The 15018-nt window shown below is 58.0% G+C and carries 15 protein-coding genes; 9 read left to right on the forward strand and 6 right to left on the reverse strand.

Translation table 11 applies throughout. The annotated features are described in order from the left end of the window. Positions 1-136 precede the first annotated feature (136 nt). A complete protein-coding gene (gene rbsK / locus AB6729_RS10800) occupies positions 137-1060 on the reverse strand; it encodes a ribokinase (protein ID WP_371081624.1) in 924 nt (307 codons plus the stop codon). Positions 1061-1193: 133 nt separating this feature from the next. On the opposite strand from rbsK, the gene yidC reads away from it, so the two are divergent. Together yidC and AB6729_RS10810 are read left to right on the forward strand one after the other, a co-directional pair. Beyond that, positions 1194-2981: a membrane protein insertase YidC gene (gene yidC, locus AB6729_RS10805; protein ID WP_371081625.1), complete on the forward strand. Its 1788-nt coding sequence runs from the start codon at positions 1194-1196 to the stop codon at positions 2979-2981. A 140-nt stretch (positions 2982-3121) separates the two neighbouring features. Beyond that, positions 3122-3673 carry a protein jag gene (locus AB6729_RS10810; RefSeq protein WP_371081626.1) on the forward strand — a complete coding sequence of 184 codons (552 nt, stop codon included), beginning with the start codon at positions 3122-3124 and terminating at the stop codon, positions 3671-3673. A 17-nt stretch (positions 3674-3690) separates the two neighbouring features. Here the strand turns inward: AB6729_RS10810 and AB6729_RS10815 are convergent, their stop codons facing one another. After that, entirely contained in the window at positions 3691-4086 is a 396-nt protein-coding gene (locus tag AB6729_RS10815; RefSeq protein WP_371081627.1) for a type II toxin-antitoxin system RelE/ParE family toxin, read from the reverse strand. A gap of 3 nt (positions 4087-4089) precedes the next feature. Next, positions 4090-4374 (reverse strand): type II toxin-antitoxin system ParD family antitoxin, encoded by a 285-nt coding sequence (locus AB6729_RS10820; protein WP_371081628.1) that lies wholly within the window; start codon positions 4372-4374, stop codon positions 4090-4092. Between the two features lie 168 nt (positions 4375-4542). Between AB6729_RS10820 and AB6729_RS10825 the strand changes: the two genes are divergently transcribed. Both AB6729_RS10825 and mnmE read left to right on the forward strand, forming a co-directional pair. Beyond that, on the forward strand, positions 4543-6291 hold the full coding sequence (locus AB6729_RS10825) for a DUF885 family protein (RefSeq protein WP_371081629.1): 1749 nt from the start codon (positions 4543-4545) through the stop codon (positions 6289-6291). Positions 6292-6430: 139 nt separating this feature from the next. After that, positions 6431-7813 (forward strand): tRNA uridine-5-carboxymethylaminomethyl(34) synthesis GTPase MnmE, encoded by a 1383-nt coding sequence (gene mnmE / locus AB6729_RS10830; protein ID WP_371081630.1) that lies wholly within the window; start codon positions 6431-6433, stop codon positions 7811-7813. A gap of 61 nt (positions 7814-7874) precedes the next feature. Here mnmE and AB6729_RS10835 read toward each other — a convergent pair whose 3' ends face one another. Further along, complete coding sequence (locus AB6729_RS10835) at positions 7875-8063, reverse strand: hypothetical protein (protein ID WP_371081631.1); 189 nt, start codon at positions 8061-8063, stop codon at positions 7875-7877. A 394-nt stretch (positions 8064-8457) separates the two neighbouring features. Between AB6729_RS10835 and AB6729_RS10840 the strand changes: the two genes are divergently transcribed. Continuing rightward, positions 8458-8658, forward strand: coding sequence for a KTSC domain-containing protein (locus tag AB6729_RS10840; protein ID WP_371081632.1), 201 nt, complete (start codon positions 8458-8460; stop codon positions 8656-8658). 88 nt (positions 8659-8746) lie between these two features. Beyond that, a complete protein-coding gene (locus AB6729_RS10845) occupies positions 8747-9103 on the forward strand; it encodes a hypothetical protein (protein ID WP_371081633.1) in 357 nt (118 codons plus the stop codon). Positions 9104-9109: 6 nt separating this feature from the next. Here the strand turns inward: AB6729_RS10845 and AB6729_RS10850 are convergent, their stop codons facing one another. Beyond that, positions 9110-10327, reverse strand: a complete 1218-nt coding sequence (locus AB6729_RS10850; RefSeq protein WP_371081634.1) for an SGNH/GDSL hydrolase family protein — start codon at positions 10325-10327, stop codon at positions 9110-9112. A 126-nt stretch (positions 10328-10453) separates the two neighbouring features. Between AB6729_RS10850 and AB6729_RS10855 the strand changes: the two genes are divergently transcribed. Then, complete coding sequence (locus AB6729_RS10855; RefSeq protein ID WP_371081635.1) at positions 10454-11212, forward strand: SDR family NAD(P)-dependent oxidoreductase; 759 nt, start codon at positions 10454-10456, stop codon at positions 11210-11212. A gap of 4 nt (positions 11213-11216) precedes the next feature. Here the strand turns inward: AB6729_RS10855 and AB6729_RS10860 are convergent, their stop codons facing one another. Further along, positions 11217-12782 (reverse strand): glycoside hydrolase 43 family protein, encoded by a 1566-nt coding sequence (locus tag AB6729_RS10860; RefSeq protein WP_371081636.1) that lies wholly within the window; start codon positions 12780-12782, stop codon positions 11217-11219. A gap of 118 nt (positions 12783-12900) precedes the next feature. On the opposite strand from AB6729_RS10860, the gene murJ reads away from it, so the two are divergent. Next, positions 12901-14514, forward strand: a complete 1614-nt coding sequence (gene murJ, locus AB6729_RS10865) for a murein biosynthesis integral membrane protein MurJ (protein ID WP_371081637.1) — start codon at positions 12901-12903, stop codon at positions 14512-14514. Next, a complete protein-coding gene (locus AB6729_RS10870) occupies positions 14498-15007 on the forward strand; it encodes a GNAT family N-acetyltransferase (RefSeq protein WP_371081638.1) in 510 nt (169 codons plus the stop codon). Before murJ ends, AB6729_RS10870 begins: the two co-directional genes overlap by 17 nt. Positions 15008-15018: the final 11 nt, after the last annotated feature.

Genomic DNA, 15018 nt, shown 5'->3' on the forward strand with positions numbered 1-15018 from the left:
AGTTCGTCGGGATTCTTCGCTTCGCTCAGAATGACGTTTTTGGCCGCATGAGCTTCGCTGGGTGAGGGGCTTTATTTGTATGAGCAGTGCTGGATGACGGACTTTGTTTGTATCGCTGGATGCACGGACTATGGGCTTACGAGTTGCTCTGTGATTTCAACAGCGCGTCCACGTCTGCTCGATAGGGCATGCCTGTCTGCGCGCCGGAACGTGTGATGGAAAGTGCGGCGGCGGCGCATGCGAAACGTGCTGCTTCGACGGGAGTGCGGCCTTCTGTGAGCGCAACGGCGAATGCTCCGTTAAAGCAGTCGCCGGCGGCGGTGGTATCTACGGGGCGGAGGTCGGGTGTGGGGACCAGCACAGGCGTTGGCACGTCCGCACCGGCCAGGTAAGCGCCGCGCGGCCCCAGCTTCAGGATGACGTTGCGTGTGCCCAAAGCCAGCAGGCGTTCTGCCGCTTTGGCTTCTGTCATGGCAGTGGTGCGGCCCAGCAGTGTGCGTGTTTCCGATTCGTTTGGCGTGAGCCAGGTAACGCAGCGCAGCAGGTCCAGCGGCAATGGCTGTGCCGGAGCAGGGTCGAGGATGAATGGGATTTTGGCGTCGCCGCATTCCTTTGCCAGCGCTGCAACGGTTTCCAGCGGCGTCTCCAACTGCGCCAGGACGATTGAGGCTTTGCGAATCTCCGCGCGTGCGGCGACGATATCCGCGGGTTGCAGGGTGGCGTTGGCTGCGGGTGTGACGACGATGCTGTTGTTGCCATCTGCGGCTACCGTGATGGCGGCTACGCCGCTTGGGCCTTCCACAGTGACCACCGTGGAGGTGTCAATTTTCTCCACAATCAGCGCATTGCGCAGAAGTTCACCAAAGCTGTCTGCGCCGACGCGTCCGATCATGTGGACGGCGGCTCCCAGGCGCGCGGCCGCGACGGCCTGATTGGCGCCCTTGCCGCCGGGGATGGTAGCAAAACTGCTCCCCAGCAGCGTTTCACCAGGCGTGGGGATGCGGTCCACGGTGCTGACCAGGTCCAGATTGATGCTTCCAACGACAAGGATCACGCTCATGCTGCCTCTTTTCATAGCACGTCATAGCGCGCCGTAATCCTTTGGACGAAAAAAGCGTTGGGATTATTCCCGATTTAGAATGGGAAATAGATACTTTGGCGCGGAACCCGGCGCGCCAACCAGACAGGAAAACGTGGCAGAGATCAAGAACCCTAATCAGGGAGGTGGCGGCTCACAGAGCAATACCACCTTCCTCGTAATGTTGGTCGTCATGTTCGGCGTGTTTGCCGGGCTTCAGTTCTATAAGTCGAAGCAGAAGCAGCCACTGCAGCCGCCTACGGCGCAGACGCAAACCGCGAATGCCCCGGTCAGCGCGCCTACCGGCAGCAAGGCCGAGTTCAACGCGAAGGCGGTGCAGGCCCCCGCGGCCAGCGGTGCCAGCAACACGGTTTCTGCTGCGGCAGAGCAGACCACGACGATTGAAAACGAGCTGTACAAGATCACCTTTACCAATCGCGGCGCCGAAGTGCGCTCGTGGGTGTTGAAGAAGTTCAAGAGCCGCTATGGCGCTCCGCTGGACCTGGTGAATGCGAAGGCGAGCCAGCAGTTTGGCTTCCCCATGTCGCTGCACACATATGACGCAGGCACCACCGCCGGGCTGAAGCAGGCGCTGTTTGTGCCCAGCGCGACAGGCAACCTGACCGCTCCGCAGACCCTGACGTATCACTACACGCAGGGCAACGTGGATGTGACCAAGACGTTCAGCTTTGACAGCACGTACGTGCTGAAGGCAACGGTCAGCGCGACGGTGAATGGATCGCCGGTACGCGCCCTGCTGGCTTGGCCCGCGGGCTTTGGCGACCAGGAGCAGGTGCTGGACTACAACGGATCGCGCATTGAAACGATGAAGGACGGCAAGGCCGAACACATCGAATTCAAGAAGGTTTCCGGCGGCGAAACGCTGAATGCTCCGCTGCAGTATGCGGGCACGTCGGACGGTTATTTTGCCGCGGCTTTTCTGCCCGACGACGCCGGTTCCGCAACCGCAGTCACGCTGCACAACACGATTGACGTGAACAAACTGCACCGCGATGGAACAGTCTCAGAGAAGGCCCTGGATGTTCCGGTGGTGGGAATTGCCGTGGGCAACACGGACAACACCAGCAGCATGCGTGTGTTCGTTGGACCGAAATCCGTGGACGTTCTGAAGGGCATTACGGTCTCGGGATCGAGTGCGACTCTGGAACCGCTCGTCGACTTCGGCTTCTGGGGACCGTTCGCAAAGGCCCTGTTCCTGCTGCTGAACTGGATTCACGATCACGTTGCCAGCAACTGGGGATGGGCGATTGTGGTGCTCACCATCGTGGTGAACGTTGTGATCCTGCCCTTCCGCTACCAGACCATGAAGAGCGGCCTGAAGATGCAGCGTATCCAGCCGCAGATGGACGCCATCAAGGCGAAGTATGCCAAGTACAAGGTGACCGATCCGAAGCGCGCCGACATGAACAGCGAAATCATGGCGCTGCAGAAGGAAAACGGCGTGAACATGTTTGGCGGCTGCGTTCCCACGCTGCTGACGTTCCCGCTGCTGTTTGCCATGCTGGGCATGTTGCCCAAGGTGGTGGAGCTGCGTGAGGCACACTGGTTCTGGCTGCATGACCTGACGGTTGCCGACCCGTACCACATCCTGCCCATTGTGATGGTGCTGACGCAGTTCCTGACGCAGTTCTACATGCCTGCACCGGGCATGGACCCGCAGCAGCAGAAGATGATGGCATTCACCATGCCGCTGTTCTCCGGCTTCATTACGTGGAACTACTCGTCGGGTCTGGCACTGTACTGGTGCGTGGGTAACATCATCATGATCCTGGCGCAGTTTGCCATGAATCAAACCAAGGAAGGCCGCGAGATGCGCGAACTGGCAGCAAAGCGCGCACGCCGCAAGGCAGGCCAGCCGCGCACCATCCAAGGCAAACGATAAACTGCTGAAAATACGCGGGAAGGTGCAACCATCACGGCCTTTCCTGCGTATTTTTAGAAGTAAAACCGATAACCTTTTGCTATGCAGGACGGCCACCGCCCCTGGCGGCGACGATCCTGAGGAAAGAAGACAGCGCCCGCATGCAGGATCTGAAGACCGCAGCCCAGCAGACACAAGACTTTCTGAGAATGCTGACCTCCACCGGTGGGTTCAAACTCCGCTTCCGCATTGTGGCCGGTGCGGGCGCCGCTGATCCGGATGGGCTTGAGGACCGCCTGATCTATGTGGAGTTGAGCGGCCCGGATGAGCAGATGCTGTTGCAGCGCGACGGTGAGTTGCTGCGCTCGCTGGAGCATGTGTGCGCGAAGATTCTGCGCCTGGAGCCGGAAGAACACGACCGCATCAGCTTCGATGCCTGCGGCTATAAGGCGGCCCGTAATCGCGAGATCCTGGACCTGGCCGAAGAGGGCATTGAGGCCGTGAAGAACAGCCGTAAGCCCTATCGCTTTGAGCCCATGAGCAGCCGCGAACGCCGCATGCTGCACCTGGCGCTGAAGCGTGCCGAGGGGCTGCGTACGGAGTCCAGCGGTGAGGGGCCGAGCCGGTTCGTGGTGCTGTACCCGGAAGGCTGGCAGGTACGCGAACGTGATGACCGCGCCGCGAAGATTCGTGAACGCTTCCGTCGTCGATAAAACGCTTATTGCAATTTCTATGTTTCGATTTCACGGCCGTATTCCGCTGGCAGGTGACGTTTCAGGTCACGACTGTCATGCAGGATACGGCCAATTTCAATCGCGCCGTCTTTCCCAATGCGATAGAGCAGGAAGTGACGTGGTTCCTTTACGCGCTCTCCCAAGACATGATCGCGGCTGAAAAAGAGATGATACGTTCTGACGCCTTTCACTTTTAGTTCCGGGCGTTCTTTGGTCCCGAGTCGAAATGGATCGTTGCGGATGTCTTTGAGCGCCTGTGCAAACAAGGCCTCGTAAAGCAGAGCCGCTGCTGCTCCGAAGTTCCGGGAATTCCACGCAAGGATGTCCGCCACATCCCGCTGCGCAGGGCCACTGACACGCAATATGGGGAGATGTTTCTTCGGAGTTGCCATGTGTTAGCTGGCGCGAGCCAAGGCCTTTTTACGTGCGCCTTTCAGGAACGAAGCGATCTCCGCATCAGACCCCAGAGAGATAGAGTCGCCGCGCTCGATGGCATCAAAGCCCTCTTTCGCAGCCGAACGCAGCCATTCGATCCTGGCCTGATCTTCACGTTCGCGTTGTTCCAGCAGTCGAAGCCCTTCCCGCACAATCTCACTGGCATTGCTGAAGCGACCGGACTCAATGGCGGCATCAATGAACTGGTCGAAATGTTCCGTTAAGTTCACGTTGCGCTGCGGCATGGGCAAATTCTCTCGCGCTGTCGATCGATTGTCAATTATTGACTACCCCGTCCGCAGGAGTACTTCGGTCCTGCAAGCGGGATGCAGTGGGTTACTGGAGACGTAGTGTAGTCGTTTCGGTATATTGCGTTCTGTTTTTCGCTTTTACCTTCTGCTAGGCTCATCTGCATGCGAATTACGCCTGCCCTGTTGCTTGCCTGCACAGCCGTTTCTGTGTGCGTTTCACTGCCTGCCCAGACTTCCGTTGCGGACCGTGTGACGGCGCAGAATGCGCTGTTTGAGGAGTATTTCCAGAACGGCCTGAAGCGCAACCCTACTGGCGCAACGTCGTTCGGCGACTACCGCTACAACGATAAGCTGGGCGACTATTCGCTTGCCTCCATCCAGCGTGACCACGCCGAGAACGATGATTTCCTGAAGCGGCTGAAGGCCATCTCCACAGACGGCATGAGCGATACCGATACAACATCGCATGCGCTGTTGCAGGATCGGCTGGAGCGCGGCGATGTGGGCTATGCGCTGAAGAACTATGAGATGCCCATCAATCAGCAGAACGGCGTGCACACCGGAATGGCTGATCTGCCGCTGAGCATGCCGTTCGATTCGGTGAAGCATTACGAGGACTACATTGCGCGTTTGAAGCAGATTCCGCGCGTGCTGAGCGAGACCACGGACGTGATGCGCATTGGCCTGCAAGACGGCCTGATGCCGCCGAAGATCATTACGGAAAAGCTGGCAGGACAGTGCGATGGTGTGGTGAAGGCGAACCCGTTTCTATTGCCCACGAAGAAGTTTCCTGCCAGTTTCAGCGATGCGGATAAGACGCGACTGACGCAGGAGATCCATGATGCAGTGAACGGCGATGTTCTTCCCGCGTATGCCAGGTTCTCCGCGTTCCTGCGCAGTGATTATGCGCCAAAGGGACGCGAGGCGCTCTCGATTGAATCGCTGCCGGATGGCAAGCGCCGCTATGCTGAAGCCGTGAAGCAGATGACGACGCTGGACATTACGCCTGCAGCGGTTCATCAGCTTGGTCTGGATGAGGTGAAGCGCATCACGGCTGAGATGACCGTGCTGGCGAAGAAGGCTGGATACAAGGATCTGGCAACGTGGCGCGCGGCGATCAACAGCGATCCGAAATGGAAGCCGCAGAGCGAAGAACAGATTGTGGAAGACTTCCGCAAGTACATTGCGCAGATGGAGCCGAAGTTGCCGGAGCTGTTCGGTCTGTTGCCAAAGTCGCCTGTCACAGTGGAGCCCATTCCTGATTTTGCCGCTGCGGAAGCCACGCATTACAACGCAGGCACGCCGGATGGAAAACGTCCGGGGCGTGTGGTGGTTGCGGTTGCGAATCCGATGACACGCACGCTGGTGCTGGATGAGGCCGTTGCGTATCACGAGGGAGTGCCGGGCCATCACATGCAGATCAGCGTGGCGCAGCAGTTGAAGGGATTGCCGAAGTTCCGTCTGCGCGGTGGCTATTCGGCTTTCAGTGAAGGCTGGGCGCTGTATGCGGAAGAGCTGGGCAAGGAAGTTGGTTTCTACCAGAACCCTGTCAGCGACTACGGACGTTTGAACAGCGAACTGTTCCGCGCGGTGCGTCTCGTTGTGGACACCGGCATTCATGACAAGGGATGGACACGGCAGCAGGTGATTGATTACATGCACGCCAACGATGTAAACGATGCGCTGGCGCAGACCGAGACCGACCGCTACATTGCATGGCCGGGACAGGCTCTGAGTTACAAGATGGGACAGCTTGAGATTCGCAAGCTGCGCGAGAAAGCAAAGGCGAAGCTGGGCGCGAAGTTCGACATCAAGGCGTTTCATGACGAGGTGCTGAACGGCGGCGCGTTGCCGTTGACCGTGCTGGATGCGCGTGTGTCGAAGTGGATTGACGAGCAGGCGAAGAAGTAAGAGAAAAGCGAAAGAGAGCGTCCGCAAAGGCCGCAGGGTTTCCGCAAAGTGCGCAGTAGGATTTTTTGCGTATATTGCGAATTACTTTGCGTCCTTCGTGGACGCTCTTTTCTTTTCACAAGTTCACTAAGATAAGTGCATGAGTGTTGCGCACGATTTTCTGGACGAAACGACCATTGTTGCTGTTGCAACGCCCGTGGGGCGGGGCGGCATTGGAGTGGTTCGTCTGTCCGGCAACAACGCGCTGTCGATTGCTCAGCAGCTACTCCCAAAGATTTCGGAGTCTGGGCCGCGTCATGCGCACTACGGCATTCTGCGCGATGTGGATGGCACACGCATCGATGACGCTATTGCCACGTATTACAAGGCGCCGCACAGTTATACGGGCGAAGATGTTGTTGAGATTGCCGCTCATGGATCGCCTGTGGTGCTGGATTGGCTGCTGCGACGATGCGTTGCGCTGGGCGCAATGCCGGCACGCGCGGGTGAGTTTACAGAACGCGCGTTTCTGCGTGGACGTCTTGATTTGACGGAAGCAGAAGCCGTGCGCGACCTGATTGATGCACAGACGCTGGAGCAGGCAAAGCTGGCGGCGGAGCAGATGAGCGGCAGCATTGCCGCGGAGATTCGTCCCGCGAAAGATGCGCTGCTTGTTCTGATCGCAACGCTTGAGGCAGGCATCGATTTTGCTGAAGACGACACGCCGACGATGGCGGCGGATGAAATCATTGCGAGCATTCGCACGGTGCAGCAGCCATTGCAGATGTTGGTGGCCAGCTTTACGCACGGCCGTCTGATGCGGGAAGGGCTTCAGCTTGCCATTGTGGGAAAACCGAACGCGGGCAAGAGTTCGCTTTTCAACCGGCTGGTGGAGCAGGACCGCGCGATTGTGACCGCCACGCCGGGCACCACGCGCGATGTGATTGCGGAGCGCGTGAACCTGAACGGCATTCCGGTGGAGCTGCTGGATACTGCGGGGATTCGCGAAACAGCAGATGAAGCGGAGCGCATGGGCGTGGAGCGCTCGCGTCGTGCGATTGCCGATGCCGACGCAGTGTTACTGGTGGTGGATGCGACGGAAGACTCGCTGACGGAAGGCGATCCGCTGCGAGGCGTTCTGGACGAAGCCACTGCGGATGCCTTAGAGGGACGCGCTTTGCTGGTGGTGTGGAACAAGGCCGATCTTTGCGCCCCATCGAAGCTGCCAGCTTCAGAAGATGTGTTGCTGACTTCTGCTGTAACGGGAGAAGGCATGACGCAACTTCGTGAAGCGATTCTGCTCATGGCCGGAAAGCAACCCTCCGCAGGCGCGACGCTGACCAATCTGCGCCAGCGCGATGCCGTGATGGGTGCGCTGGATGCGCTGGAACGCGCTATCTATGCCGCCGCAACCCATACGCCGCATGAGATGGTGCTGCTGGATGTGTACGACGGCCTGCGCGCGCTGGATGCATTGACCGGACAGACCACGGCAGACGATGTGCTGAACCGTATCTTCTCCAGCTTCTGCATTGGAAAGTAACGCAGCAAAGCCCTCCCGCGGTTCATGAGAGGGCTTTACAGCAGATGAGTGGTTAAGGAAGTTAACTTTCCTTTTGCTCGCCTTCGCCTTCTTCTTTATTGATGAAATCTTTCAGAGCTCCGGTTCCTTCAAAGCCGGCAACGGCAGCCGCAGCTTTCGCGAGGAAAGAGGGGTCGGAGTCCACCTTTTCCAGTCCTTCGACAGCAACCACTGCACCGGCGATTTTTTCCACTTCGTCCAACAGTCCCATGAGGTCTCCTTATTAACATTCCTGTGCGTGGGGGCTCTCTATCAGGTACCGCGCATGCAGGGGCTTCAGCATACACCCGTTTTCATGGGCAGGTTTTTAACTGCGCAGAAAATCTGTAGGGGCTGACTCCTGTCCTCCAAATCCAGACCGGCAGTATGAACCACTTTTGCAGCAGTTTTGTATTGATGAGTTTCCGCGGAAGCCCTACGGCATGAGCTTTCGTTTAGGGATGCCCTATTGCCGGGACGGATTCTCTTTGCTCCTTGCGCATGTACCGCACATGGCAACAGCGGATGGAAACAAATATGTTGCAAAAACCGTGCAACGGAAGTAAAGAGTTCACACTCCCATCACACAGCGCACGAACACTACAGTGCAGGGAGGGAACACGCATATGGTTTCAATCCGGGCAATGCGCTATGACGAAGTGGGCCAGGTGCTGACGGTGGATTTCCGCAACTGGGGCGGCACCACGCGGTATTTCAACGTGCCTCCCAGCGAGTGGGCGCAACTGCAGGCGGTCTTTGCGAAGGCGGCCTACCTGCAGAATGTGATCGCGCAGCGGCATCGCTCCGAAGCTCTGCTGGCCGCCTGAAAGCTTCGGCAGCGCACTGTATGTGCGCTTTGATAGGCTTGCGTGCGTGAAGCTGCGTTCTCTTGTCTTCGTCTTTGGAATACTTCTGGTGGCAACTCTTGTTGCCGGGGCGGAGACGTTGCGCTATCGCGGCACCATCGGTCAGCGCACCGCCATGATCACGCTGGATGTGACTGGCGAGAATGTGACTGACGCCAGCTATCGCTACGACCGCGAGACCGTCACCACAACGTTCTCGCAGGCACATCTGATGGGCACAACTGTGGTGCTGGCCGATGAAGATGGCAACATCTTTCATCTGCATCTGCAGGACGCTGCGGGGAGCGGAGTGAAGGACTTTCCTCATGCGCAGCAACTGCAGGGCAATATGACACGCGATGAGTTGGATCTGCCCGTGATGTTGAAGAGGGTCAGTGCATCCACTACAGATGCGTCGGTTCGTTAACTCACTTTATTTTGCAAACAACGACAGCGGGATGCTTTCCGCGATGGCGTGGTATGCCGCCTGATTCGGATGGATGTGATCGCCGGAATCGAATTTCGGCAATAACCGCGCGGGATTCACAGGATCGGCAACGATCTTGTCGAAATCCAGAACTGCGTCGAAGTGGCCTGCTGTGCGTATCCAGGCGTTGATCCTCTGGCGGTCCGCTTCATTCGCTGCGGTGGGGTGGTAGAAGGTGAATCCCTGATACGGCGTGATAGTTGCCCCGTAGATTTTCAAGCCTGCGGTGTGTGCGCGATCGATCATCTGTTGATACGCACCGAGGATGTGCGCCACCAGCGCGGCGTGTTCTTCCGGAGAAATCTCCGCGTCCTTGGTGGACATGCCGAGATCGTTCACGCCTTCAAAGACGATCACGTACTTCACGCCGGGCTGCGCCAGAACATCGCGGCTGAAGCGCGCCAATGCGTTTGGCCCCTGTCCGTCCAACAGCACACGATTGCCGCCGAGACCATGATTCAACACGCCGCGCGAGTGCGTTTTTGCATCGGCCAGCAAACGCGCTGCCAGATCGTCGGGCCAGCGATCATTGCCGTTATCTGTGGCGCCGTGGCCATCCGTAATGGAGTCGCCCAGGGTGACGACTGTGGCGTAGTCTTTCGTCGCGGGAACATCCACGCCGCTTATCTGGAACCAGTGTTCAAACTTCTTCGCATCCGGCATCGCTGCGGCGTCGACCGTTGCTGTGTGCGAAAGATAGGACGTTGCGCGCGAGCCGGGATGGCTGGTCTGCACCTCCGGCGCGTCGGTGTAGCGGATCGTAATGGCCAGGTCCGACGCTGCTGGTGCATGAAATGCAATCGGATCGGAGAGGTATTCCGCACCTGCCGGAATCACCACATCCGGCTTGCCATCAAATTGCAATGCGTGATCGGTGGAAGGATCAATCGCAGCGTCGGAAACGGATTTCGGTTTGGCGATATGCACGGCGGCGAGGTGCAGCGGTGTTGTGCCAAACGTATTGGCGATACGAATACGAAGCTGTTCGCCGCAGAGCGAAAGATGCACGATCTGGCGCAGCGTCGCGGACTGCAACTCATTCACCGCCAGCGCATTGGTTCCGGTGGGAATCTGTTGCGACGCAGCCCAACTGCCGACCCATGTCTGCGCGGGGAGAGACAGACAGATACCGAAGAGGAGAGGCAGGAAACGAAGGGTTTTCATATATAGTTTGTGACGCGAACTATACGAATGCCGCGGCTGCGTTGTCAACGAAGCTGCCGGCTTCCCATGTATCTTGGGCTGGATTGTCCCGCGACGTGAAATGCAACTTGAGATGAGGGAAACAGAATGGACCTGAACGGACGCACAGCGGTTGTGATTGGCGGAACATCCGGTATCGGCAAAGCTATTGCGCTTGGATTCGCAAAGGCAGGTGCGGATGTGGTGGCGTCTTCGCGTTCCGCAGAGGGTGTGGCAGAGACTGCGAAAGAGATTCGCGCGCATGGCCGCAGGACTCTTGAAGCAACGTCCGATGTGCAGTCGCGCGTTTCGCTGGAAGGCCTTTGCATCCGCGTGTTGGCGGACTTCCCTTCCGTGGACATCCTGGTGAATGCCGCGGGCATTACCAAGCGCGAGCCAACGCTGGATGTTCTGGATGACACGTGGAACAACATTCTGGATGTGAACCTTACAGGCACGCTGCGCAGTTGCCAGGTTTTTGGTCGTCACATGATTCAGCAGAAGCGTGGGCGCATCATCAACATTGCGTCGCTCTCCAGCTTTGTTGCGTTCATGGAAGTGACAGCGTACTGCGCCAGCAAAGCGGCGGTGGCGTCGCTTACGCGTTCGCTTGCGGTGGAATGGTCGCGGCATGGCGTGCTGGTAAACGCGATTGCGCCGGGCATTTTCCCCACCGCGTTGAACAGCAAGATCATTGATAGCCCACGTGGTCAGGAGCTGAAAATGCGTACGCCCATGGATCGCTTTGGCGCGACGGAGGAACTCGTCAGCACCGCAATCTATCTGGCGAGCGATGCCACCAGCTTCACCACAGGACAAATCATCGCGGTGGATGGAGGCTTTCTTGCCAGCGGTGTCAATCAATAGATCGCTATTGATTTAGCGCCCTGTAGTGGAACCAGTCCACGTCCACGCAGCCTGCATCGCCATTGGCTGAAGTGCGATAGGCGAAGATGGCCGGACGCGTACCCTTCCACCACGAGAACGTCATCTTTGTTTCTGTGCCAAGTGGCTGAAAGTTCGTGCCGTTATCTGTGCTGTAGGCATACGCAGCCATATCGCCATGCACAGTCACGCGAAGATCGATTACGCCGCGTGTTAATTCAGGACCGGCGACGCGATCGGTTCCGTGGAAGAAGAACAACTGACGTTTGCCTTGTGCGTTGGCAGTAATCTCTACGCCTCCTGCAGCTTTCTCAAACATGCTGAAACCCGCATGGCCGCTGGACGGAAGCTTTGTTACATCCAGTCGCACGGTTGCTTCCAGATTGTTGTCCTGCATCTGTTGCGTCAGCGTGTTGTGCGCGGTGAATAGGTCCATTGCAACCGATGGTGTCAGGCTCAGATAGCCACGGCGTTTGGTCAGCGACCATATGGCATTGTCAGGATTGTGGTTCCACTCCCATTGCGGGCCTAGAGTCTTCGCGGTGAATTCATCAGATGTTTGTGGCGATCCTTTGCCAACTGATGCACGAGGAACAGTCACTTCGCCAGAAGCGACAGGGGTTCCCTGTGTTGCGCCTGCGAGGGCATCGCCCATGATGGGCCAATCATCCTCCCAACGCACAGGCTGCAAATGCAGAATGCGCCCGTGCGAGTCGCGTTTCTGGAAATGGATGAACCAGCCTTTGCCGTCGGGTGTTTCAATGTAGCCGCCCTGGTGTGGTCCATTGATTTCAGTATTGCCCTGCGCCAGTACGGTGCGATAGTCGTATGGCCCCCATACGTTCTTTGATCGCATCACCGCCTGCGCTCCCGTGCCCACACCGCCGTATGGGGCAAAGATGTAGTACCAGCCATTGCGCTTGTACATCTTCGGGCCTTCCAGCGTGTGCAGATTCTTGGGATCGTCCACGATGACCTTGCCTTCATCCAGCACATGTAATCCATCCGGCGACATGCGATGCAGAATCAGTGGCCCTGCGCCTTTGCGCGAGTGGATAAGATAGGCGTTGCCGTCGTCGTCCCAGAAGGGGCATGGGTCTTCCAGCTTCGCCTGCGCAATCACGGCGACGGGCTTTGACCACGGACCACGAATCGACTTCGCAGTGGTTACGAATATGCCTTCATCCGGCGTAGGGAAGTAGATGAAGTAGGTGCCGTTGTGTTTGCGAATGGCGGGCGCCCAGATGCCTGCGCCATAACGATTGCCATCGACAAGGTCATATTGCGGCGCCAACGTGACGCGATCGACAGCGTGCCCGAGAATCGTCCAATGCACCAGGTCGGTCGACTCAAGGATAGGAATGCCCGGCACGTAATGAAATGTAGATGCAACAAGGTAATACTTGCCGCCGTCAGCAATCACGTCCGGATCGGAGTAGTCGGCGAAGAGAATGGGATTGTGGAAGGGAACGGACACCTCTTTCTTCTGCGCAGGAGCTTGCCCCACAAACATTCCGCCTGCCAACAACAGAGCCGCAATCCAATGCCGCATACTTCCTCCACGTCCACGACTTATCTCTTTCAGTGAGCCATGGAAGCATCAGGATGCGCAACCTGCACGCAGATACAAAGTCCAGAGAAATCGCGGAAGCACCTAAAATAGAGATTGCTTGGCGGACACGACCTCATCTCAGAACACGCGCCGGCGCGCTTCGTCTGCGTTCTCCGCGTCGCTGCTGCTCATGGCCTCTGCACTGCTCAGCGGTGTGCTGGGGTTGGTGCGCAGCAAAATCATTGCGTACTTCTTCGGCGTTGGCCCTGCGGTGGATGCATATAACGGTGCATTCCAGCTGCCGGATACCGTCTCGTACCTGTTGATCGGTGGCATCGCGTCTACGACCTTCGTGAAATTACTGACGCAGTACGAAAGCGAAGGACGACAGGCCGATGGTGACCGCGCACTTTCCAACGTGCTCAATGTGATGACAATTGTGTTGAGCGGGGCGCTTGCCATCGCCGGGGTCTTTGCGCCGTGGTATGTGCGACATGTGCTGGAGCTCCGCGATCCTGAGACCACACGTCTCTGCGTACAACTCACACGCATTCTGCTGGTGAACCAGTTGCTGCTGTTTGCCGGAGGCATCTTCGGATCGCGACTGCTGGTGCGGAAAATCTTTATCTACCAAGCGTTGCAGCCGCTGTTATATAACGGCGGCATTATCGCAGGCGCGCTTTTGCTGCACGCGCGTCTGGGGGTTCATTCGCTGGCCATTGGTGCAGTTGCCGGCGCGTTCTTCGGGTTCTTTCTGATCAACTACATCGGCGCGCGTTCCATTGGAATGCGCTGGTCCCCCGTGCTGAATCTGCGCGATCCGGCGTTGCGAGAGTGGCTGAAGCTGAGTCTGCCGCTGATGCTGGGACAATCGCTGGTGACGCTGGATCTGTGGATACGAAACCATTTCGCGGGCCATACGCCCGGTGCGATCTCGTTGATGAGCTATTCGCGGCAGTTGTTTAACGCCCCCATGCAAATCATCGGGCCTGCAGCAGGCGCGGCTTCCCTGCCGTTTTTCGCGTCGCTTTGGGTGAAAGATAAATCCGCGTTTAATTCCTCGGTAAATCGTTCCGTCTCTCGACTCCTGGCGGTCAGTCTTCTGCTGACCTCCGTGATGATTGCGCTGGCGCATCCCATCATCGACGTAGCGTTGCGTGGCGGAAAGTTCCACAGCAGCGATGCCTCTGCCACGGCGTATTTATTCGTTCTGTTCTGCTTTTCGCTGGCCTTCTGGGCCTCGCAAAATCTGTATTCGCGTGCCTTTTACGCCGCAGGCGACACGCTTACGCCCATGATCTCCGGCACCACCGTTACGGTGCTTGCGCTGCCCCTGTATGCGCTGCTGTTCCGCACGCATGGGCTTCCAGGACTGGTCATTGCGTCAGACATTGGCATTGCCGCGCACATGATTGCGCTGGTGGTGCTGCTGGATCGCAAGGGGATGGTGCGCGTTGCAGACCTGGAATGGCCCGAGCTTGGAAAGTCTTTGCTGGCGGCCATCCTGGGTGGATGTGCCGCAGCATTTTCGCTGCGTTATCTGCCGCAGGGAGTTACGTTTGCCACGGCGCTTTTGCGGCTGGCGACAGGCACGGGAGCGTGGCTCGTCGTGGTGGTCGTCGTGCTGCTGTTGACGCGTTCCGCGCTGCCGGATGTTGTTCTGCGCAGAAGAGCGAAATCGGCACTCGCTGCTGTGCCCTTGGCTGAGGCATCCGATGCTCCCGACCGATAGCGCGCGTCTTCACTTTCGCACTTGGCAAGACGAGGATCTCCCGTTGGCCATTGCGCTCTGGACGGATGAAGATGTCATGCATCACATGGGCGGCGCTCGTTCCGTGGCGCAGGCTGCGGAACGTTTTCAAGAGGAATGTGCCAACCAGCAGAAGTACGGTTTTCAATACTGGCCGGTGTTTTCGCTGGAGACAAAGGAACACGCCGGATGCGCGGGGCTTCGTCCCTTCCATGCGTCTCTCAGTATGTTGGAAATAGGCGTGCATATTGCACGTCCCTTTTGGAGCGGACGCTACGGTGAAGAAGCCGCACGTGCTGTGATGGCGCATGCGTGGGCTCACACGCCTGCATCATCACTTGTTGCAGGACACGGCCCGGACAATGCAAATTCTCAGGCTCTGATTGAGCGCCTGGGGTTCGTGTACACGCACCGCGAACCCTGGGGTCCGCAGCAGCGCATGCATCCGTACTACCGGTTGGATCGGCCTCTGTAGCTAATACGCGA

Origin of the sequence: Terriglobus sp. RCC_193 (assembly GCF_041355105.1) — a bacterium.
GTDB lineage: Bacteria > Acidobacteriota > Terriglobia > Terriglobales > Acidobacteriaceae > Terriglobus.

Excerpts from the sequence above, each read along its gene's own strand:
- AB6729_RS10855 (WP_371081635.1), top strand. The coding sequence starts at position 10,454 with ATGGACCTGAACGGACGCACAGCGGTTGTGATTGGCGGAACATCCGGT.
- AB6729_RS10835 (WP_371081631.1), bottom strand. The coding sequence starts at position 8,063 with ATGGGACTGTTGGACGAAGTGGAAAAAATCGCCGGTGCAGTGGTTGCT.
- AB6729_RS10825 (WP_371081629.1), top strand. The coding sequence starts at position 4,543 with ATGCGAATTACGCCTGCCCTGTTGCTTGCCTGCACAGCCGTTTCTGTG.
- AB6729_RS10815 (WP_371081627.1), bottom strand. The coding sequence starts at position 4,086 with ATGGCAACTCCGAAGAAACATCTCCCCATATTGCGTGTCAGTGGCCCT.
- AB6729_RS10840 (WP_371081632.1), top strand. The coding sequence starts at position 8,458 with ATGGTTTCAATCCGGGCAATGCGCTATGACGAAGTGGGCCAGGTGCTG.
- mnmE (WP_371081630.1), top strand. The coding sequence starts at position 6,431 with ATGAGTGTTGCGCACGATTTTCTGGACGAAACGACCATTGTTGCTGTT.
- rbsK (WP_371081624.1), bottom strand. The coding sequence starts at position 1,060 with ATGAGCGTGATCCTTGTCGTTGGAAGCATCAATCTGGACCTGGTCAGC.
- AB6729_RS10860 (WP_371081636.1), bottom strand. The coding sequence starts at position 12,782 with ATGCGGCATTGGATTGCGGCTCTGTTGTTGGCAGGCGGAATGTTTGTG.
- AB6729_RS10820 (WP_371081628.1), bottom strand. The coding sequence starts at position 4,374 with ATGCCGCAGCGCAACGTGAACTTAACGGAACATTTCGACCAGTTCATT.
- AB6729_RS10870 (WP_371081638.1), top strand. The coding sequence starts at position 14,498 with ATGCTCCCGACCGATAGCGCGCGTCTTCACTTTCGCACTTGGCAAGAC.
- AB6729_RS10810 (WP_371081626.1), top strand. The coding sequence starts at position 3,122 with ATGCAGGATCTGAAGACCGCAGCCCAGCAGACACAAGACTTTCTGAGA.
- AB6729_RS10850 (WP_371081634.1), bottom strand. The coding sequence starts at position 10,327 with ATGAAAACCCTTCGTTTCCTGCCTCTCCTCTTCGGTATCTGTCTGTCT.